Source organism: Microbacterium sp. bgisy189, assembly GCF_965345345.1.
Lineage (GTDB): Bacteria > Actinomycetota > Actinomycetes > Actinomycetales > Microbacteriaceae > Microbacterium.
Window position 1 is genome coordinate 49,557 of the sequence record NZ_CBDRMZ010000006.1, and the last position, 20,534, is coordinate 70,090.

The following is a 20,534-nucleotide window of genomic DNA, read 5'->3' on the forward strand; positions in this document are numbered from 1 at the left end:
CTCGCCGCTCCAGCCTATCGACTGGCGACGGCGTCCCGTGCGGCGAGTCGCTCCCGCACCGTCGCCGCGAGGGCCGGTCCGATACCGGGCACTTCGGCGATCTGCGACTCGTCGGCGTTCTTGAGCTTCGCGACCGATCCGAAATGCCGTAGCAGCGCCTTGATGCGCGATGGTCCGAGACCCGGGATCTCGGCGAGCACCGACGAGATATCGCGCTTGCGTTTCTTGCGCTGGTGCGTGATGGCGAACCGATGCGCCTCGTCGCGCAGGCGCTGCAGCAGGTACAGCGCTTCTGACGTGCGCGGCAGGATCACCGGATACTCGTCGCCCGGAAGCCACACCTCTTCGAGCCGCTTCGCGATGCCGCACAAGGCGATCTCGGTGTGCCCGGCATCGGCCAGGGCACGCGCCGCGGCCTCCACCTGCGGGCGACCGCCGTCGACGACGAGCAACTGTGGCCGGTACGCGAACCGCGGCTTGCGGCGATCGGTGACCACGGGCGCTTCACCGCCGTCTGCGAGCGGGTCGGCGATGCCCGCACCGTCGGTCTCCTCGTCGGGCCGATCGAGGTAGGCGAGCCGACGGGTGAGCACCTGGTACATCGAATCGGTGTCATCGGTCGTCTCGGCGACGCCGAACGAGCGGTACTGGTCCTTGCGGGGCAGTCCGTCTTCGAAGACGACCATCGACGCGACGACATTCGTGCCGGACAGGTGCGACACGTCGAAGCACTCGATGCGAAGTGGCGCCTCGTCGAGTCCGAGGGCCTCCTGCAGGTCGTTCAGGGCCTGGGTCCGCGCCGTGTAGTCGCTGGTGCGGCGCGTCTTGTGGAGCATGAGCGCTTGTTGGGCGTTCAGGTGCGCCGTCTTCATGAGTTCAGCCTTCTTGCCCCGCTGAGCGACCTGGATCTCGACGGGTCGACCTCTGCGGTCTCGCAGCCACTGGGCGAGCTCGTCGGCGTCGTCGGGCAGCGCGGGCACGAGCACCCGGCGCGGGATATCGGCCGCGTCTGCGTCGCCGTAGGTGCGCTGCAGCACCTGATCGACAAGTTCGGCGCCGGAGATGTCGAGCTCCTTGTCGATCGTCGTCGCCCGCACGCCTCGCACGCGGCCGCCCCGCACGACGAAGTGCTGCACTGCCGCCGACAGTTCGTCTTCGGCGATGCCGAACAGGTCGGCATCCGTGTCTTCGGCGAGCACGAGTGCACTGCGGCTGAGCACGGCATCGATGGCCTGGAGCTTGTCGCGGTACATCGCGGCCGACTCGTAGTCCATGGCCGCCGACGACTCGTTCATTCGCTTCGTCAGGTCGCGCGCGAAGCGCTGGTCGCCACCGGCCATGAACGCGACGAAGTCGTCGACGATCGCCCGGTGCTCCTCGACCGTCACCTTCATCGAACACGGCCCGCCGCAACGTCCGATCTGCCCCGGGAAGCACGGGCGTCCGGTGGCCATCGCCTTCTTGTACGACGAGTCACTGCAGGTGCGGATCGGGAACACCTTGATCATGAGGTCGATCGTGTCGTGCACCGCCCACACCTTCGGGTACGGGCCGAAGTACTTCGCTCCGCGGATGCGCTTGTTACGCGTCACGATGACGCGCGGGGCTTCATCGCCGAGCGTGATCGCCATGTACGGGTAGGACTTGTCGTCTTTGTAGCGCACGTTGAACGGCGGCGAGAACTCCTGGATCCACATGTACTCGAGCTGCAGCGAGTCCACGTCGGTGGCGACCACGGTCCATTCGACGGATGCCGCCGTCGTGACCATGCGCCGCGTGCGCTCATGCAGGGTGTGCAGCGGCGCGAAGTAGTTCGACAGTCGCGACCGGAGGTTCTTCGCCTTGCCGACGTAGAGCACCCGGCCATCGACATCCCGGAAGCGGTAGACCCCTGGGTTGGTCGGGATCTCCCCCGGCTTCGGCTTGTACGGCAGTTGCGAGGCCACGTCAGCCCGCCTTGCGCGCCGGGGTCGCTCCTTCGAGGATCTCAGCGAGGAAGGTCGCAGTGTGGCTGCCCTCGACGCGGGCGACCTGTTCTGGCGTGCCGGTCGCGACGATCTCGCCACCGCCGGAGCCGCCCTCCGGTCCGAGGTCGATGATCCAGTCCGATGACTTGATGACGTCGAGGTTGTGCTCGATGACGATGACCGTGTTGCCCTTGTCGACCAGGCCGTTCAGGACTTCGAGCAGTCGCTGCACGTCTTCGAAGTGCAACCCGGTCGTCGGCTCGTCGAGCACGTAGATGCTGCGGCCGTTCGAACGCCGCTGCAGCTCGGTCGCGAGCTTCACGCGCTGCGCCTCGCCACCTGAGAGCGTCGTCGCCGACTGCCCGAGCCGCACGTAGCCGAGACCGACGTCGACGAGGGTGCGCAGGTACCGGTGGATGGCCTGGATCGGCTCGAAGAAGTCGGCCGCCTCGGCGATCGGCATCTCGAGGACCTCAGCGATGTTCTTGCCCTTGTAGTGCACGGAGAGGGTGTCGCGGTTGTACCGCTTGCCGTGGCACACCTCGCAGTCGACGTAGACGTCGGGCAAGAAGTTCATCTCGATCTTGATCGTGCCGTCACCCGAGCACGCTTCACAGCGACCGCCCTTGACGTTGAAGCTGAACCGCCCCGGCTGGTAGCCGCGCGCTTTCGCCTCGGGCGTCTCGCTGAAGAGGGTGCGGATGCGGTCGAACACGCCCGTGTAGGTGGCGGGGTTCGATCGCGGTGTGCGGCCGATCGGCGCCTGGTCGACGTGCACGACCTTGTCGAGGTTGTCGAGGCCGGTCACCCGCGTGTGCTTGCCGGCGACCCGTCGGGCACCGTTGAGGCGCGTGGCGAGCACTTCGTAGAGGATGCCGTTGACCAGCGACGACTTACCCGACCCGCTCACGCCGGTGACGGCGGTGAGCACCCCGAGGGGGAAGTCGGCGGTCACGTTCTTGAGGTTGTTCTCGCGCGCGCCGACGACGCTGACCATGCGCTTCTTGTCGATCTTGCGGCGCTTCTTCGGCGTCGCGATCGCCCTGCGCCCCGAGAGATAGTCGCCGGTCAGCGAGTTCTCGTCGCTCAGCAGCGCGTCGAACGGGCCGGAGTGCACGACACCACCGCCGTCGACACCGGCGCGCGGCCCGATGTCGACGATCCAGTCGGCAGCCTGGATCGTCTCTTCGTCGTGTTCGACGACGATGAGCGTGTTGCCGAGGCTCTTGAGCTTGAGCAGCGTCTCGATGAGGCGCCGGTTGTCGCGCTGGTGCAGCCCGATCGACGGTTCGTCGAGCACATAGAGCACCCCGGTCAATCCCGACCCGATCTGGGTCGCGAGGCGGATGCGCTGCGCCTCGCCGCCCGACAGTGTGGCGGCCGCACGGCCGAGGCTCAGGTAGTTGAGACCGACTTGGATGAGGAAGTCCAGTCGCGCGCGGATCTCGCGGAGCACTGCCGCGGCGATCCTCGCCTCGCGTTCGGTGAGTTCGAGCTTCGCGAAGTACTGCTGCGCCTCACCGAGGCTCAGTCTCGAGGCGTCGGCGATCGACTTGCCGTGGACGAGCACGGCGAGCACTTCTGGCTTGAGTCGTGCGCCGTCGCAGACGGGACACGGCACCTCGCGCAGATATTCGGCCCAGCGCTGGCGCTGCGTGTCGGTCTCGGCCTGCAGGTACTGACGCTCGATGTAGGGCACGACGCCTTCGAACCCGGACGAATACCGCATCTCACGGCCGTACTTGTTCTTCCAGCGGACGGTGACCTTGTAGTTCTCGCCGCGCAGGACGGCGTTCTGGATGTCGTCGGGCAGGTCGCGCCAGGGGGTGTCGAGCGAGAAGCCGAGGTCGTCGGCCAACCCCTGCAGCAGTCGTTCGTAGTACTGATAGAGTCCCTTGCCCTGCGTCGTCCACGGCAGCAGCACACCGTCGTTGATGGACAGTTCGTCGTCGCCGATCATCAACTCGGTGTCGACCGACATGCGTGTGCCGAGGCCGGAACAGGCCGGGCATGCACCGAAGGGGGCGTTGAACGAGAACGTGCGCGGTTCGATCTCGGTCAGCTGCAGCGGGTGGTTGTTGGGGCAGGCGAGCTTCTCGGAGAAGCTCTGCCACGCGGCATCGCCCTCTTCGTCGACGAAATTGACCTGCAGGATGCCGCCCGCGAGGCCCAGCGCCGTCTCGACGGAGTCGGTGATGCGCGAGAGCATGCCGGGTGCCGCGACGAGCCGGTCGACGACGACCGCGATGTCGTGCTTGTAGCTCTTCTTCAGGGTCGGGGGCTCGGCGAGCTGGATCAGGTCACCGTCGACGACGGCACGTGCGTACCCCTTCGCCGAGAGCTCCTTGAAGAGGTCGACGAACTCCCCCTTCTTCTGTGTCACGACGGGCGCGACGATCTGGTAGCGGGTGCGCTCGGGCAGGTCGGCGAGCTGGTCGGCGATCTGCTGCACGGTCTGCCGCTGGATCTGCTCACCGCACTCGGGGCAGTGGGGCACGCCGATCCGCGCCCACAGCAGACGCATGTAGTCGTGGATCTCAGTGATCGTGCCGACGGTGGACCGGGGGTTGCGGTTGGTCGACTTCTGGTCGATCGAGACGGCGGGGCTCAGTCCCTCGATGAAGTCGACGTCGGGACGGTCGACCTGACCGAGGAACTGGCGGGCGTAGGCGCTCAGCGACTCGACGTACCTGCGCTGCCCTTCGGCGAAGATCGTGTCGAACGCGAGGCTCGACTTTCCGGACCCCGACAGGCCCGTGAACACGACGAGCGAGTCGCGCGGAATGTCGAGATCCACGTTCTTGAGGTTGTGGACGCGGGCACCGCGGACGCTGAGTTTCGAAGGCGTGGCGACAGGGACGATGGGCACCCGACAAGTCTAGGTCGCCCCTCCGACATCGGCTCCGCGCGGGTGGTGCGCACCCCTCGAGCGGCGCAGTCACGCTCCCGAGCGGCGACCCGCGAACGGTGCGAGCCCGTCGCGTACGGCCTCGATCTGACCGAGGTCCATTCCGACGCGCGCCATGATCTGCGCCGGCACCGCGACCGCCTGTGCACGCAGCGCGCGGCCGGTGTCGGTCAAGCCGATGTCGAGCACGCGCTCGTCGTCGGCCCGGCGGGCGCGCACGACTCGCCCCTGCGCTTCGAGTCGTTTGACGAGCGGCGAGAGTGTGGCCGGCTCCATCGCCAGTTCGTCGGCGAGTTCTGACAGCGAACGCGGCGCCTGCTCCCAGAGTGCGAGCATGACGAGGTACTGCGGATGTGTGAGCCCGAGGGGCTCGAGCACGGGTCGGTAGATCGAGACCACGTTGCGCGCGGCCGTCACGATCGCGAAGCACAGTTGGCTCTCGAGCTTGAGCAGGTCTTCGTCGCTCGACATCCGTCCTCCCCCATTCCTTAGTACACTAATGATCATGGCACACAATGACCGCGCACCGCTCCGACAGCGCGTGCGCGAAGCCGGCGGCTGGTACGCCTACCTCAACACCCGGCTCATCCGCGTGGCAGGGCCGGCCTCGGTCGGCCCCTACGACACCGAACCCGAACCCGAACGAGCTGGACGGGCGTGCCCGCTGTGCGGTGCGCCGATGTCGGCGCACACCGTCGACCGCAGCGGCCCGAAGCCGCTCCTGCACTGCCCCTGATGCCTGGCCGCGTCAACCCGCGTCGAGCCTGAGCGCCGACTGCTCCATCGCGGGCTGTGCGCCCTCCTCGTCCGACTCAGGCATGTCCGGCACGCTCCATCGCTCGCAGCTCCTTCTTCAGGTCCTGCACCTCGTCTCGCAGTCGTGCTGCAAGCTCGAACTTCAACTCCGCCGCGGCCGAGAGCATCTGCTTCGAGAGGTCTTCGATCGTCGCTTCCAGCTGATTGGCGCCTTCGGCCGCGATGCCTTCGCGTCGCAGCTGCGGCGTGGGGCTCTTACCCTTTCCGCTCTTGTTCTTCTTCGACAGCAGGTCGGCGGTGTCGCTCGCTTCGCGCGCCAACGCATCCGTGATGTCGGCGATCTTCTTGCGCAGCGGCTGCGGATCGATCCCATGCTCGAGGTTGTAGGCGATCTGCTTTTCACGCCGCCGCTCGGTCTCGTCGATCGCGGCACGCATGGAGTCGGTCATGGTGTCGGCATACATGTGGACTTCGCCGGAGACGTTTCGGGCGGCACGGCCGATCGTCTGGATGAGCGAGGTGCCCGAGCGCAGGAATCCTTCTTTGTCGGCATCGAGGATCGCGACGAGCGACACCTCGGGCAGGTCGAGTCCCTCGCGGAGCAGGTTGATGCCGACCAGCACGTCGTAGACGCCCTGGCGAAGCTCGGTGAGCAGTTCGACGCGACGAAGGGTATCGACATCGGAATGCAGGTAGCGCACCCGGACGCCGTGCTCACCGAGGAAGTCGGTGAGCTCTTCCGCCATCTTCTTGGTGAGGGTCGTCACGAGGACGCGCTCGTCGCGCTCGACGCGCACGCGGATCTCTTCCAACAGGTCGTCGATCTGTCCCTTCGACGGCTTGACGATGATGTGCGGGTCGACCAGTCCGGTGGGACGGATGATCTGCTCGACGACGCCGTCTGCGATGCCCATCTCGTAGCGACCAGGCGTCGCCGACAGGTAGACGGTCTGCCCGATGCGCTGCTTGAACTCGTCGAAGCGGAGCGGACGGTTGTCCATCGCGCTCGGCAGCCGGAACCCATGGTCGACGAGTGTGCGCTTGCGGGATGCATCCCCCTCATACATGGCACCGATCTGCGGAACGGTGACGTGCGATTCGTCGATGACGAGCAGGAAGTCGTCGGGGAAGAAGTCGAGCAGTGTGTGCGGGGGCTCGCCCGCCTGGCGGCCGTCGAGGTGCCGTGAGTAGTTCTCGATACCCGAGCAGAACCCGAGCTGCTGCAGCATCTCGAGGTCGAACGTGGTGCGCATACGCAGTCGCTGCGCCTCGAGCAGCTTCCCCTGCCCCTCGAGTTCTTTGAGCCGCTCGGCGAGTTCGGTCTCGATCGTGCCGATCGCCCGCTGCACCGTGTCCGTCCCCGCGACATAGTGGGATGCGGGGAAGATCGGCACGCTGTCGAGCTTCTGCACGACATCGCCCGTGAGGGGATGCAGCATGTACAGCGCTTCGATCTCGTCGCCGAACAACTCGATGCGGACCGCATACTCCTCATAGACGGGGATGATCTCGATCGTGTCGCCGCGGACCCGGAAGTTGCCGCGCGAGAAGTCGACGTCGTTGCGGTTGTACTGCATCGCGATGAACTTGCGGATCAGCGCGTCGCGGTCGTACCGCTCCCCCACCTGCAGTGCCACCATCGCCCGCAGGTACTCTTCGGGCGCGCCGAGCCCGTAGATGCATGAGACGGTCGAGACCACGACCACGTCGCGGCGGCTGAGGAGCGAGTTCGTCGTGGAGTGCCGGAGCCGCTCGACCTCGGCGTTGACCGACGAATCCTTCTCGATGAAGGTGTCCGTCTGCGGCACATATGCCTCGGGCTGGTAGTAGTCGTAGTAGCTGACGAAGTACTCGACCGCGTTGTTGGGCATCAGGTCGCGGAACTCGTTCGCCAACTGCGCCGCGAGCGTCTTGTTGTGGGCGAGCACGAGGGTCGGCCGCTGCACCTGCTCGACGAGCCATGCCGTCGTCGCCGACTTTCCGGTTCCCGTCGCACCCAGCAGCACGACATCGGTCTCGCCGGCGTTGATGCGTGCCGCGAGGTCTGCGATCGCCTGCGGTTGGTCGCCGCTGGGCGCATATTCGCTGATGACCTCGAATGGTCGCACGGATCGCGTGGTCTGCATGCATCCAGCGTAGGCGGGGCATACGACATCAGGGCGGTCGAGCGCCGCCAAGGGCGCAGCGGTCGGGTGCACCGTAGTCTGGGCGCCATGGAATTCCTCGTCGGATCGGGACTCGCCGCCGCGGCAGGCCTCAACGCCTGGATGCCACTGTTCCTGCTCGGCCTCGCGGATCGCTTCCTGGGCGTGGTCGACCTGCCCGCGGGATGGACGTGGCTCTCGAGCGACATCGCACTGTGGATCACCGGCATCCTTCTCGTGCTCGAGATCGTCGCCGACAAGATCCCGGCCGTCGACTCCGTCAACGACGTGATCCAGACGGTCATCCGCCCCGCGGCGGGCGGCATCGTCTTCGGCGCGGGCGCGAGCTCGGAGACCGTCCGAGTCGAAGACCCGTCGACCCTGTTCGCCGACGGCGGCTGGGTGCCGATCGTCGTCGGCGTCGTGATCGCGCTCGCCGTCCACGCCGTCAAAGCGACCGTGCGCCCGGTGGCGAACGTCGCGACCGCGGGCCTCGCGGCGCCGGCGATCAGCGCGGCCGAGGACGTCTCGGCGTTCGCACTGGTGGCAACCGCGATCCTGGTGCCGGTCGTCGCCGGCATCCTGCTGGTCGGACTCGTCGTGGCCGCGGTGCTGTTGCTGCGACGACGCCGACGCATCGTGGCCGAACGTCGCGCCGCGAAGGCGGCGGCCCGCGCGACGACCTGAGTCAGTCGGCGACGACGCCCGGGGCGACCAGGCGACGCCACAGCGCGTCGGTCTGCGCCAACGTCTCGTCGAGATCACCGGAAGTGTCGATCACCACGTCGGCCACCGCGAGCCGCTGCGCGTCGTGGGTCTGCGAGGCCAGACGCGCCGCCGCCGCTGCTTCGGTCAGCCCGCGCAACTCGACCAGCCTGCGCGCGCGCAGCTCGGCCGGTGCGTGTGCGACGACGATGAGATCCCATGGGTCGTCGACGCGGGCTTCGACGAGCAGGGGCACGTCGTAGACGACGACGGCGTCGGCGTCCGCTTCCAAGGCTGCGGTGAAGCGCCGCTGCGACTCGGCCCGAACCGCCGGGTGCACGATCGCATTCAGCTGCGCCAGGCGATCCCCGTCGCCGAAGACGAGCGCTCCGAGCGCGGCACGGTCAAGACTGCCGTCTTCGCGGAGAACCGCGTCACCGAATCGCTCGGCGATCTCGGCGAGCACCGGCCCGCCAGGCGACTGCACGTCGCGCACGATCTGATCGGCGTCGATGACGACGGCACCGTACTCTGCGAGGCGGTGGGCGATCGTGGACTTTCCCGACGCGATCCCCCCGGTCAGTGCGACAAGCGGCATGCGCCCAGCCTGTCACACGGCGACGCTCGCCGGGAACGCCACAGGGGCCGGAACCCGAAGGTCCCGACCCCTGTGAGCGGTCAGCTGTGAATCAGTGACGCGGCGATTGCTCGCGAGCTCAGCGGCCCGACAGCTTCTCGCGCAGCGCGGCGAGAGCCTCGTCGTCGGCCAGCGTGCCGGCGCCACCCTGGGCGTCGGACGTGAACGACGAACCACCCAGGTCGGCGGGAGCGGCTGCCTCGGCCTCGATCGCCTTGGCGACCTGAGCCTTGTGGGCCTCCCAGCGAGCCTGCGCGGCCGCGTACTCGGCTTCCCAGGCCAGACGCTGCTCGTCGAAGCCGTCCTTCCAAGCACCCGACTCGGGGTCGAAGCCCTCGGGGTACTTGTACTCGCCGTTCTCGTCGTACTCGGTCGCCATGCCGTAGAGGGCCGGGTCGAACTCGGTGCCGTAGGGGTCGACCGACTCGTTGGCCTGCTTCAGCGACAGCGAGATGCGGCGACGCTCGAGGTCGATGTCGATGATCTTGACGAAGACCTCTTCGCCGACCGACACGACCTGCTCAGCGAGCTCGACGTGCTTGCCCGACAGCTCGGAGATGTGCACGAGGCCCTCGATGCCGTCTGCGACGCGCACGAACGCACCGAACGGAACGAGCTTGGTGACCTTGCCCGGTGCGACCTGACCGATCGCGTGCGTACGGGCGAAGACCTGCCACGGGTCCTCCTGGGTCGCCTTCAGCGACAGCGAGACGCGCTCGCGGTCCAGGTCGACCTCGAGGATCTCGACGGTGACCTCCTGCCCGACCTCGACGACCTCGGATGCGTGCTCGATGTGCTTCCACGAGAGCTCCGACACGTGGACGAGACCATCGACGCCACCGAGGTCGACGAACGCACCGAAGTTGACGATCGACGAGACGGTGCCCTTGCGGACCTGACCCTTGTGCAGGTTGTTGAGGAAGTTCGAGCGCGACTCCGACTGGGTCTGCTCGAGCAGCGCGCGGCGCGAGAGCACCACGTTGTTGCGGTTCTTGTCGAGTTCGAGGATCTTCGCTTCGAGCTCCTGGCCGAGGTACGGCGTGAGGTCGCGGACGCGGCGCAGCTCGATGAGCGATGCGGGCAGGAAGCCGCGCAGGCCGATGTCGACGATGAGTCCACCCTTGACGACCTCGATGACCGAACCGGTCACGACACCGTCGTTCTCCTTGATCTTCTCGACGTCGCCCCAGGCGCGCTCGTACTGGGCGCGCTTCTTGGACAGGATGAGACGGCCTTCCTTGTCCTCCTTCTGGAGAACGAGGGCTTCGACCTCGTCGCCGACCTTGACGACCTCGTTCGGGTCGACGTCGTGCTTGATGGAGAGCTCACGCGAGGGGATGACACCCTCGGTCTTGTAGCCGACGTCGAGGAGGACCTCGTCGCGGTCGATCTTCACGACGGTGCCTTCGATGAGGTCTCCGTCGTTGAAGAACTTCAGGGTCTTCTCGACCGCGGCCAGGAAGTCCTCAGCAGATCCGATGTCGTTGATGGCGACCTGCTTGGTGGCCGGGGCGGTCGTTGCGGTAGTCATGTAGTGGGTTGTCCTTGTTGGGTTGGATACTCGGGCCTCGTCCGAACCGCTCGAAGACGAACGGATGCCTCGGATGAAGCGAAGTGGATGGATTGCTCGTCACGGACGCACGGCGATTGAGCCACGCGAGTGACACTCCAGGTTATCAGAACGCGGGATCGCGCGGCGGTACGGTGAGTCCATGACCGATGAACCCGCCCCGGGCATCTACCGCCACTTCAAGGGCGGACGCTACGAGGTGGTCGGCATCGCCAGGCACAGCGAGTCGGAAGACGCGATGGTCGTGTACCGGGCGCTGTACGGCGAGGGCGGCCTCTGGGTGCGCCCGCTGACCCTGTGGAACGAGACGGTCGAGCGCGACGGCCACCTGGGCCCGCGATTCGTCCCTGACGAATGACCTCACTCGGCGGCGGGCGCGACGTACCACCAGCGACCGGCGCGATGCAGGAACAAGCTCCGTTCATCCAGCACGCCGCGCTCCCCGGTCGCGAGGTCGTGCCAGCGCGCACGGAAGGTCACGGTGCCCGTCGCATCCCCCGGTCCGCCACCGCTGACGGATGAGATCTCCAGTCCGTCCCAGTGGTGCGCGCCGTCGAGGACGAGGTCTTTCGGCCGGTTCGCAGGGAACCAGGTGGCCTCGAGGTGCGCAGCATCGCCGAGCGAGAACGCCGTGTACCGCGAACGCATCAGCGCCTCGGCGGTCGCCGCGACACGCCCGTCGAGGACGGGACCGCAGCAGACGTCGAACGCAGCGTCCGATCCACACGGACAGGCAGCTCCCGGTGCGGGACGGCGCCCTCGGCGGGATGCGGCGGCTCCGAACGACATGCGTCCATTGTGCCGCGCGACACGGGGCCCCACGCGACCCGGGGCACTGGGCTGACGCGCACCGCCGTGCGCGAGGATCGCTTCGAGAAGGCCCAGCCGCTCGGCTGCCGTGTAGCCGGGCCGAAGGAGCGCGCGTGCGTGCCAGGATGAGTGCCGTGGCCGACCGACTCATGCTCCTCGACACCGCCAGCCTCTACTTTCGCGCGTTCTACGGTGTGCCCGATACCGTCAAAGCACCCGACGGGCGACCCGTCAACGCGGTGCGCGGCCTGCTCGACATGATCGCGAAGCTCGTCGCCACCTTCGAGCCGACGCACGTCGTCGCGTGTTGGGACGACGATTGGCGGCCACAGTGGCGTGTCGACCTCATCCCCAGCTACAAGGCGCACCGGGTCGCCGAGGTCGTCGAGACGGGACCCGACGTGGAAGAAGTGCCCGATCCGCTCGAGGTGCAGATCCCGGTGATCCGCGAGGCGCTCGAAGTGCTCGGCATCCCCATCGTCGGACGCGCCGCACACGAAGCCGACGACATCATCGGCAGCCTCGCCACGCAGGCGGCCATTCCGGTTGACGTGGTCACCGGCGACCGCGACCTCTTCCAGCTCGTCGACGACGCGACCGGGGTGCGGGTCATCTACACCGGGCGCGGCATGAGCAATCTCGAACTGCTCACCGACGCCGTTGTCGTCGAGAAGTACAAGATCCTTCCCACGCAGTACGCCGACTTCGCGGCGTTGCGCGGCGACCCGTCCGACGGGCTGCCTGGCGTGCCCGGCGTGGGCGAGAAGACCGCAGCGACCCTGCTCGCCGCTCACGGCGACCTCGCGGGCATCGTGGCGGCCGCAGAGCGTGGCGAGGGCATGTCCGCCGGTGTGCGCGCGAAGGTGCTCGGCGCCGCCGACTACATCGCGGTCGCACCCAAGGTCGTCGAAGTCGTGCGCGACCTCGATCTCGGCACCCCCGACACCCGCCTGACCGCGCCGGATCCGGCTGCGGTCGAGGCCCTTGCGGCCGCGTGGTCGCTGGGCTCATCGGCGACCCGCGCGGCGGAGGCGATCAGCGCGCGCGTGTGACCGCCGTCAGCCGCGGGTCCAGGCCAGCAGGCGGTCGAGCGGCCACGTCGTGACGATCCGCTCCGGCGGGATGCCGGCGGCTTCAGCGCGCGCCGCGCCGTGATCGAGCAGTGCGAGCTGCCCCGGCGCGTGCGCATCGGAGTCGATCGCGAACAGGCATCCCTCTGCGAGGGCGATCGCGATGAGCTCGTCGGGCGGGTCCTGTCGCTCGGGACGCGAATTGATCTCGACCGCCACGCCGTGCTCGGCGCATGCGGCGAACACGGCCTGCGGATCGAATTCGGACTGCGGTCGCGTGCCGCGCTCACCCTGGACGAGCCGGCCGGTGACGTGACCGAGCACATCCACGCTCGGGTTCGAGACGGCTGCGACGAGGCGGCGGGTCATCGGCGCCCGCTCCATCCTCAGCTTCGAATGCGCCGAAGCGACGACGACGTCGAGCTCGCCGAGCAGGGCGTCCTCCTGATCGAGCGAGCCGTCTTCGAGGATGTCGACCTCGATGCCGGTCAGCAGCGTGAAGTGGTCGTCGCGGAAGCCACGGACGACGTCCAGCTGCGCACGCAGACGCTCCGCAGACAGCCCGCGCGCGACCGTCAGCCGCGGCGAATGGTCGGTGAGGGCCTGATACTCGTGCCCCAGCGCCTTGGCTGCGTCGACCATCAGGTCGATCGAGGTGAGTCCGTCCGACCACTCCGAGTGCGCGTGGAGGTCGCCGCGCAGCAGTCCGCGCAGCGCCGAGGGTGCAACCGACTCGCCGGATCCACGCAGCTCCGCGAGGTAGGAGGGCACCCCGCCGGCGAGGGCTTGCTGGATGACCGCAAGCGTCGAGTCGCCGACGCCTTTCAGTCGACGCAGCGCCGGCGTGTCGCGCAGATGGGTTTCGTCGAGTCCCGCGATCGCGTCAGCTGCGGCCCGGAAGGCCTTGGAGCGGTAGCGCGACGCGCGCTCCCGTTCGAGCAGGGTCGCGATCTCGACGAGGGCGGCGTGGGGATCCATGGGTCGACCCTACGGCGGCGCCCCGACTCAGGCGAGGTGCGCGCGACCGGATCAGCGGGCGGTGGCGCCCACCCACGCGTCGAGCTTCGCCGCAGCCGCGCCCGAGTCGATCGCGCTCGCAGCGGCGTCGCGCGCCTCAGCGAGCCGGTCGAGCATCGGACGGGTCATCTCCGCGCCGTCCTGGAAGAGCCGGTACGCGACGATGCCGGCTGCGGCGTTGAGCAGCACGATGTCGCGCACGGGACCCGCCTCGCCGTCGAGCACGCGACGAACGACCGCGGCGTTGTGGTCGGCGTCGCCGCCGAGCAGGTCACCGATCTCAGCCAACGGGATGCCGAGATCCCGGGGGTCGATGTCGTGCTCGTGCACGTCGCCCCGACTCACTTCCCACAGCCTGCTGTGCCCCGTCGTGGTCAATTCGTCGAGGCCGTCGTCGCCGCGGAACACGAGCGCCGTTGCGCCTCGCGTCCGGAAGACGCCCGTGATGAGCGGCACACGGTCCAGGCTTGCGACACCGACGGCGTTCGCTTCGGCGCGCGCCGGGTTGCACAGCGGTCCGAGGAAGTTGAACACCGTCGGAATGCCGAGTTCGCCGCGGGTCGCTCCGGCGTGGCGGAACCCGGGGTGGAAGGCCGACGCGAACGCGAAGGTGATCCCTGCTTCGGCCAGCACCTCGGCCACGCGCTCGCCGGACAGCGTGAGGTCGACGCCGAGCGCCGCCAGCACATCCGACGATCCCGACTTCGAACTGGCCGCCTTGTTGCCGTGCTTCACGACGGGGATGCCGGTGGCCGACGCGACGATGGATGCCATCGACGAGATGTTCACGGTGCCGAAGCGGTCGCCACCGGTGCCGACGATGTCGAGCACCGCGGCGGGGACAGGGAGCGGAACGGCGGCTTCGAGGATCGCATCACGGAACCCCACGATCTCGTCGACTGTCTCCCCCTTGGCCCGCAGTGCGACGAGGAATCCCGCCAATTGCGAGGGGGTCGCATCGCCCGACATGATGCGCCGCATCGCCCAGGTCGCCTCGGAGACGCTGAGGTCGCGCCGGTCGAGGAGATTCTGAAGGATTCCGGGCCAGGAGAACAGCTCAGCCATGCTGGCGATCCTATCGGCACTCTCCGACGGGATTCTCGGCTGCCTCTTAGGTTGCCCTAACCTCCCTTCGGAGGGGAATCACCTTCAGGGATGCGAAAACCGAGCGACGAAATCAGCCATAATGGGGTGCGTGACGACCTCTCCTGCGACCTATCCCCAGGCTTTGCGTTCCGTCAAGCGGCCCGACCCGGTCGCCGTCGGCACGATCGTGTGGCTGGGCAGCGAAGTCATGTTCTTCGCCGGCCTGTTCGCCATCTACTTCACGCTGCGCAACGCGTCGCCTGAATTGTGGGCCGACCGCACCGAACTCCTGAACATCCCGTTCGCGGCGATCAACACCGGCATCCTGGTGCTCTCGTCGTTCACCGCGCAGGCCGGCGTCTTCGCCGCCGAGCGCCTGCAGCCGTACCGCAAGGGCTCGATCTGGCAGTTCCGCCAGTGGGGCATGGTCGAGTGGTTCCTGCTCACCTTCGTCATGGGCGCGGTGTTCGTCTCGGGTCAGGTGTGGGAGTACGCGACGCTCGTCGCCGAAGGCATGCCGATCAGCGCGGACTCGTACGCGTCGGCGTTCTACATCACCACCGGCTTCCACGCCCTGCACGTGACGGGCGGGCTCATCGCCTTCCTGCTCGTGATCGGGCGCGCATACGCCGTCAAGAACTTCGGACGCAAGGAGATGACGTCCTCGATCGTCGTGTCGTATTACTGGCACTTCGTCGACGTGGTCTGGATCGTCCTGTTCGTCGTCATCTACTTCGTCAAGTAATCAGAGCGGAGCTGAGCACTTCCATGGCATCGAAGACCGCACGCCGACAGGCCGGCCGTCGCAGCAAGTGGGCCGCCGCCGCCCTGATCGGTATCGGACTGCTGGTCACCGGCGGCGTCTACGCCGGAGCGTCGGCCGCAATGGCGGCATCCGACACGTCGACCACGGCCACCTCGAGCCTCACCGTCGAAGACGGCAAGAAGCTCTTTCAGGCCAACTGCGCCACCTGTCACGGGCTGAACCTCGAGGGCACGAACGACGGCCCGTCGCTGTACGGCGTCGGCGAGTTGTCGGTCGAGTTCCAGATGGCGACCGGCCGCATGCCGCTGCAGATGCAGGGTCCGCAGGCGCCGATCAAGCCCGTCCAGTTCACCCAGGAGCAGATCGAAGCGATCGCCGCCTGGGTGCAGGAGACCTCCCCCGGCCCCAGCTACCCCTCCGACGAGATCCTCGACGGTGGTGGTGACGTCGCCGAGGGCGCCGAACTGTTCCGCATCAACTGCGCCATGTGCCACAACGTGGCCGCCGCAGGTGGTGCGCTCACCGAGGGCAAGTACGCCCCCGCACTGACCGAGACCAGCCCGCTGCACATCTACGCGGCGATGGTCACCGGCCCGCAGAACATGCCGGTCTTCAACGACATGACCCTCACCACCGAGGAGAAGCGCAACATCATCTCCTCGCTGATGTGGATCCAGGAGAACGAGTCTGCCGGCGGCTTCTCGCTCGGCTCGCTGGGCCCCGTCTCGGAGGGTCTGTTCATCTGGATCTTCGGCATCGGATCGCTCATCGGCCTCACCGTGTGGATCACGGCGAAGTCCAACTGATCGCACACTGACGTAAGACGCAAGGCAAGGAGCACCATGGCACACGAGGAGAACGCGCTCGAGCACGAGAGGGCTTCGTGGAAGCCCTCCCCCGGGCTCGCGGTCGCCGTGCCGGACCCCGTGCAGAACCCGGGCCTCCCGCCCCACCGGGAGCGCATCGTCGACAAGGACCCGGCCGCCATGGCGCGCGCTGTGCGCACCGTCTACACGCTGTTCTACCTGTCGCTGGCCGGCAGCATCTGGGCGATCGCCGCCTACATGCTGTTCCCCATCGAGAGCGGCCAGATCGTCGACATCCGGCACAACAACCTCTTCATCGGTCTGGGGATCGCCCTCGCCCTGTTCGCCCTCGGCGTCGGCGCGATCCACTGGTCGAAGGCCGTGATGAGCGACAAGGAGTTCATCGAGCCGCGTCACGCGACGCGCGGGCGCGACACCACGCGTGAGGGAGCCGTCCAGGCGTTCCGCGACGCGAACGAGGAGTCCGGCTTCGGCCGCCGCACCGCCATCCGCGGTTCGCTCATCGCCGCGCTGGTCGCCTCGATCCTGCCCGGCATCACCCTCTTCCGCGGCCTGGCGCCGCAGAGCAGCCCCGACCACCCGCACGCGGGCGACCCGGTCTACCTGCTCAGCCACACCATGTGGGAGAAGGGGATGCGCCTGGCGCACGATCCGAGCGGCGAGCCGATCCGCGCCGCCGACCTGACCCTCGGTTCCGCGGTGCACGTCATCCCCGAGCCCCTCGCCGAGCTGAGCCACCACGACGGCTACCTCGAGGAGAAGGCCAAGGCCATCGTCCTGCTCATGCGTCTGCTCCCCGAGCAGCTGCAGGAGGAAGAGGACCGCAAGAGCTGGTCGTACGACGGCATCGTGGCCTACTCGAAGGTCTGCACGCACGTCGGGTGCCCCGTCGCGCTGTACGAGCAGCAGACCCACCACCTGCTCTGCCCCTGCCACCAGTCGCAGTTCGACGTCGAGCGCGGCGCCGCGGTGATCTTCGGCCCGGCCGCGCGTCCGCTGCCGCAGCTGCCGATCACCGTCGACGACGAGGGCTACCTCATCGCGCAGAGCGACTTCACCGAACCTGTCGGCCCGAGCTTCTGGGAGCGTCATTGAGCACCGCGACTGTCACCGATAAGGGTGCGGACACCACCCGCGACGCGAAGCCCGGCAACGACAAGCCCCTGGGCGGGCGCTTCGTCGCCGGCGCCGCGAACTACATCGACGAGCGCACCAGCATCTCGGGCCTGGTCAAGGAGCTCGGGCGTAAGATCTTCCCCGACCACTGGTCGTTCATGCTCGGCGAGATCGCGCTGTGGAGCTTCGTGGTGGTGCTGCTGTCGGGCACCTTCCTGACCTTCTTCTTCCAGGCGTCGATGGTCGAGACCCACTACGAGGGCGCGTACACGCCGTTGGTCGGCGTCGAGATGTCGGCTGCCCTCGAGTCGACGCTGCGGATCTCGTTCGACATCCGCGGCGGCCTGCTGGTGCGCCAGATCCACCACTGGGCGGCGCTCGTGTTCGTCGCCGGCATCGGCGTGCACATGCTGCGCGTGTTCTTCACCGGCGCCTTCCGCAAGCCCCGCGAGCTGAACTGGGTGATCGGCTTCATCCTGTTCATCCTGGCGATGGCCGAGGGCTTCACCGGCTACTCGCTGCCCGACGACCTGCTCTCGGGCAACGGCCTGCGCATCATCGACGGCATGGTCAAGGGCATCCCGCTGGTCGGCACGTGGATCTCGTTCCTGCTGTTCGGCGGCGAGTTCCCCGGCACGGAGATCGTCGGACGTCTGTACACGCTGCACATCCTGCTGCTGCCGGCGATCCTCGTCGCGCTGCTAGCCGTGCACCTCATGCTCATGATCGTCAACAAGCACACCCAGTTCGCCGGCCCCGGCCGCTCGAACGACAACGTGGTGGGCTACCCGATGATGCCGGTCTACATGTCGAAGATGGGTGGCTTCTTCTTCATCACCTTCGGCGTGATCGTGCTGATCGCCTCGCTGTTCACGATCAACCCGATCTGGAACTACGGCCCCTACGACCCGTCGCCGGTCTCGGCGGGCACGCAGCCCGACTGGTACATCGGCTTCGCCGACGGCGCGCTGCGCCTCGTGCCGCCGCACTGGGAGTTCGTGCTGTTCGACCACACCTGGTCGTTCAACATCCTCGTGCCGCTGGGAGGCCTCGGCCTGTTCATCGTGCTCGTCATGCTCTACCCCTTCATCGAGGCGTGGATCACCGGCGACAAGCGCGAGCACCACCTGGCGCAGCGTCCCCGCAACGCCCCGACCCGCACCGCCATCGGCGCGGCCGGCGTCACCTTCTACGCCGTGCTCTGGGCGGCAGCCTCGTCGGACATCATCGCGACCCACTTCCAGGTCACGATGGAGGGCGTCATCCACAGCCTGCAGGCGATGCTGATCGTCGGCCCGATCATCGCGTACTTCGTCACCAAGCGCATCGCGATCGCGCTGCAGAAGAAGGACCGCGAGATCGCGCTGCACGGCTACGAGTCCGGCCGCATCGTGCGTCTGCCCGGTGGCGAGTACATCGAGGTGCACCAGCCGGTCGACGAGTATGAACTCGTCAAGCTGGTCGACTACGAGACCAACGCCCCGCTCGTGGTGCGCCCCAACGACAAGGGCCGCATCCCGTGGCACGAGAACCTGCGTGCGTCCCTGTCGCGCTGGTTCTTCGAGGACCGTCTCTCTCCCCTTACCCAGACCGAACTCGAGGCCGCGCGTGCGCACCAGCACCACACGCTCGAGCACATCGCGGCTGAAGAAGATGCCGAGATCCAGGGCATGCACGAGCGCGCCGGAGTTCCGGACGCCCCGCACCACCCCATCGACGACGGCCACAACACCGAGACGGCGAACCGCCCCTCGAACGTGATCGTCCCCGACGAGGACGACAAGGGCGGCAAGAAGAAGTAGCGAGCCGTCGCTGGCAGAGAAGCGGCGAGGAGTGACCGTTCAGGTCTCCCTCGCCGCTTCTGCGTTCGCGTAGCGTCGATGTCATGACCGATGCACTCGCGTACTACTCCGCCAAACTCCGCTTCGAGACCGACGCCTCAGACGTCTACGCCGCCCAGAAGGCCGGCGAGGTGTTCGTCCTCGTCGACGTGCGAAGCGTCGAGGCGTGGGAGCAGGGGCACGTCGCTGGGGCCGTCCACATGCCGTACCGCGACATCGCCACGCGCGCACCGCAGGAGATCCCCACGGACACGCCGGTGGTCGTGTACTGCTGGAGCCCTGGCTGCAATGCGGGCGCGAAGGGCGCGGTGGAGTTCGCGAAGCTCGGCTACGACGTCCGCGAGATGATCGGCGGGTACGAATACTGGGTGCGTGAAGGGCAGCCGACCGAGAACGTCGACGGCCCGGTCCCCCGCACGTTCGATCCACTCGTCATGCACGTGCGGGCCTGATCGCCCAGTGCCCGCGAACCGGCTCGGGATCCCAATACCGCGATGCGGCTCAGGATGCCGAGGTCAACCCCTCGAGATCCTCGTGGAACCGGGCCAGCGCCGCGCCGGCGAATCGCAGGTCGTCCGCGCGGAACGGCGCCGGTGACGCGACCTCCACGACGTCGCAGACGACCGCGGTGGCGTTGTCTCGGGTCGCTGCCTCCAGCGCCGTGCCGACGATGAGCTCAGCAGCCTCCTGCGCGGTGCCTGCAGACGCCAGCACTGCGGTCAGCAAGTCGTGGGGCACGTAGTCGCTGATGCCGTCTGAGCACAGCAACCACCGGTCCCCGACCACCGGGACGCGCCGCGATACGCTGACACGGTCGAGCGCATCGCCGCGCAACGACGCCGTGATGATGTTGCGCCGTGGGTGCACGGCAGCATCCGCTTCGGTCATGAGACCCTGATCGACCAGTGCCTGCACGAACGAGTCGTCTCGCGTCTGTCGTGAGAGTTGGCCGTCACGAAGCAGGTAGGCGCGGGAGTCGCCGGTGTGTGCGAGCAGCAACGCTCCCGAGCGGTCGAACCACACCCCGGTGAACGTCGTCGCCATGCCGCGCAGTGCGGGATCCCTGCGGACGTGCTGTGCCAGATCCCAGTTCGCGATCCGGATGCGGGAGGCGAGCTCGTCCGGGTCGGCGCATTCCGCGCCACCTGCCACGAGGCGGTGCACAAGCGCAGCCGACGCCAGGTCGCCGGCCGGGCCGCCCCCGACACCGTCGGCGACACCCCCGCCCCACGGCGCCGCGAACGCGGCGTCCTGGTTGACGTCTCGGAACGCGCCGACGTCAGAGCAGACGCCGGCCAGCAGGCGCAGGGCCAT

At 67.7% G+C, this 20,534-nt stretch carries 19 protein-coding genes; 9 read left to right on the forward strand and 10 right to left on the reverse strand.

What is annotated here, in order from left to right; translation table 11 throughout:
• Positions 1–14: 14 nt before the first annotated feature.
• From uvrC to ACSF8R_RS09275, 3 genes are all read right to left on the reverse strand, one after another.
• Positions 15–1,946, reverse strand: a complete 1,932-nt coding sequence (gene uvrC / locus ACSF8R_RS09265; RefSeq protein WP_434811590.1) for an excinuclease ABC subunit UvrC — start codon at positions 1,944–1,946, stop codon at positions 15–17.
• A gap of 1 nt (position 1,947) precedes the next feature.
• Complete coding sequence (gene uvrA / locus ACSF8R_RS09270; protein ID WP_434811591.1) at positions 1,948–4,836, reverse strand: excinuclease ABC subunit UvrA; 2,889 nt, start codon at positions 4,834–4,836, stop codon at positions 1,948–1,950.
• Positions 4,837–4,905: 69 nt separating this feature from the next.
• Positions 4,906–5,346, reverse strand: coding sequence for a MarR family winged helix-turn-helix transcriptional regulator (locus ACSF8R_RS09275; RefSeq protein ID WP_434811592.1), 441 nt, complete (start codon positions 5,344–5,346; stop codon positions 4,906–4,908).
• A 34-nt stretch (positions 5,347–5,380) separates the two neighbouring features.
• Between ACSF8R_RS09275 and ACSF8R_RS09280 the strand changes: the two genes are divergently transcribed.
• Entirely contained in the window at positions 5,381–5,611 is a 231-nt protein-coding gene (locus ACSF8R_RS09280) for a hypothetical protein (protein ID WP_434811593.1), read from the forward strand.
• Between the two features lie 76 nt (positions 5,612–5,687).
• On the opposite strand, the gene uvrB is transcribed toward ACSF8R_RS09280, so the two are convergent.
• Complete coding sequence (gene uvrB / locus ACSF8R_RS09285) at positions 5,688–7,757, reverse strand: excinuclease ABC subunit UvrB (RefSeq protein WP_434811594.1); 2,070 nt, start codon at positions 7,755–7,757, stop codon at positions 5,688–5,690.
• An 87-nt stretch (positions 7,758–7,844) separates the two neighbouring features.
• On the opposite strand from uvrB, the gene ACSF8R_RS09290 reads away from it, so the two are divergent.
• On the forward strand, positions 7,845–8,462 hold the full coding sequence (locus ACSF8R_RS09290) for a DUF4126 domain-containing protein (protein WP_434811596.1): 618 nt from the start codon (positions 7,845–7,847) through the stop codon (positions 8,460–8,462).
• Between the two features lies 1 nt (position 8,463).
• Here ACSF8R_RS09290 and coaE read toward each other — a convergent pair whose 3' ends face one another.
• The gene (coaE, locus tag ACSF8R_RS09295) at positions 8,464–9,078 is read right to left on the reverse strand and encodes a dephospho-CoA kinase (RefSeq protein WP_434811597.1); all 615 of its coding nucleotides are present in this window, start codon (positions 9,076–9,078) and stop codon (positions 8,464–8,466) included.
• Positions 9,079–9,196: 118 nt separating this feature from the next.
• The gene (gene rpsA, locus ACSF8R_RS09300) at positions 9,197–10,648 is read right to left on the reverse strand and encodes a 30S ribosomal protein S1 (protein ID WP_434811598.1); all 1,452 of its coding nucleotides are present in this window, start codon (positions 10,646–10,648) and stop codon (positions 9,197–9,199) included.
• Between the two features lie 181 nt (positions 10,649–10,829).
• Here rpsA and ACSF8R_RS09305 point away from each other — a divergent pair, with 181 nt between their 5' ends.
• Complete coding sequence (locus tag ACSF8R_RS09305; protein ID WP_434811600.1) at positions 10,830–11,045, forward strand: DUF1653 domain-containing protein; 216 nt, start codon at positions 10,830–10,832, stop codon at positions 11,043–11,045.
• 2 nt (positions 11,046–11,047) lie between these two features.
• Here ACSF8R_RS09305 and ACSF8R_RS09310 read toward each other — a convergent pair whose 3' ends face one another.
• Positions 11,048–11,476 (reverse strand): YchJ family protein, encoded by a 429-nt coding sequence (locus ACSF8R_RS09310; protein WP_434811602.1) that lies wholly within the window; start codon positions 11,474–11,476, stop codon positions 11,048–11,050.
• Positions 11,477–11,631: 155 nt separating this feature from the next.
• Here ACSF8R_RS09310 and ACSF8R_RS09315 point away from each other — a divergent pair, with 155 nt between their 5' ends.
• Positions 11,632–12,549, forward strand: a complete 918-nt coding sequence (locus ACSF8R_RS09315) for a 5'-3' exonuclease (protein WP_434811603.1) — start codon at positions 11,632–11,634, stop codon at positions 12,547–12,549.
• Between the two features lie 6 nt (positions 12,550–12,555).
• On the opposite strand, the gene ACSF8R_RS09320 is transcribed toward ACSF8R_RS09315, so the two are convergent.
• Both ACSF8R_RS09320 and trpD read right to left on the reverse strand, forming a co-directional pair.
• Positions 12,556–13,545, reverse strand: a complete 990-nt coding sequence (locus ACSF8R_RS09320) for a PHP domain-containing protein (protein ID WP_434811605.1) — start codon at positions 13,543–13,545, stop codon at positions 12,556–12,558.
• Positions 13,546–13,596: 51 nt separating this feature from the next.
• Positions 13,597–14,649, reverse strand: a complete 1,053-nt coding sequence (gene trpD / locus ACSF8R_RS09325; protein WP_434811607.1) for an anthranilate phosphoribosyltransferase — start codon at positions 14,647–14,649, stop codon at positions 13,597–13,599.
• Positions 14,650–14,770: 121 nt separating this feature from the next.
• On the opposite strand from trpD, the gene ctaE reads away from it, so the two are divergent.
• The 5 genes from ctaE to ACSF8R_RS09350 all read left to right on the forward strand — a co-directional run bounded on the left by ctaE (position 14,771) and on the right by ACSF8R_RS09350 (position 19,672).
• Positions 14,771–15,415, forward strand: coding sequence for an aa3-type cytochrome oxidase subunit III (gene ctaE / locus ACSF8R_RS09330; RefSeq protein ID WP_434811608.1), 645 nt, complete (start codon positions 14,771–14,773; stop codon positions 15,413–15,415).
• Between the two features lie 23 nt (positions 15,416–15,438).
• Positions 15,439–16,242, forward strand: coding sequence for a cytochrome bc1 complex diheme cytochrome c subunit (gene qcrC / locus ACSF8R_RS09335; RefSeq protein WP_434811609.1), 804 nt, complete (start codon positions 15,439–15,441; stop codon positions 16,240–16,242).
• A gap of 36 nt (positions 16,243–16,278) precedes the next feature.
• Complete coding sequence (gene qcrA / locus ACSF8R_RS09340; protein ID WP_434811610.1) at positions 16,279–17,358, forward strand: cytochrome bc1 complex Rieske iron-sulfur subunit; 1,080 nt, start codon at positions 16,279–16,281, stop codon at positions 17,356–17,358.
• Positions 17,355–19,181 carry a cytochrome bc1 complex cytochrome b subunit gene (gene qcrB, locus ACSF8R_RS09345; protein ID WP_434811611.1) on the forward strand — a complete coding sequence of 609 codons (1,827 nt, stop codon included), beginning with the start codon at positions 17,355–17,357 and terminating at the stop codon, positions 19,179–19,181. Before qcrA ends, qcrB begins: the two co-directional genes overlap by 4 nt.
• An 83-nt stretch (positions 19,182–19,264) precedes the next feature.
• Entirely contained in the window at positions 19,265–19,672 is a 408-nt protein-coding gene (locus ACSF8R_RS09350) for a rhodanese-like domain-containing protein (RefSeq protein WP_434811612.1), read from the forward strand.
• Between the two features lie 49 nt (positions 19,673–19,721).
• Here ACSF8R_RS09350 and ACSF8R_RS09355 read toward each other — a convergent pair whose 3' ends face one another.
• Positions 19,722–20,534, reverse strand: coding sequence for a PP2C family protein-serine/threonine phosphatase (locus tag ACSF8R_RS09355; protein WP_434811613.1), 813 nt, complete (start codon positions 20,532–20,534; stop codon positions 19,722–19,724).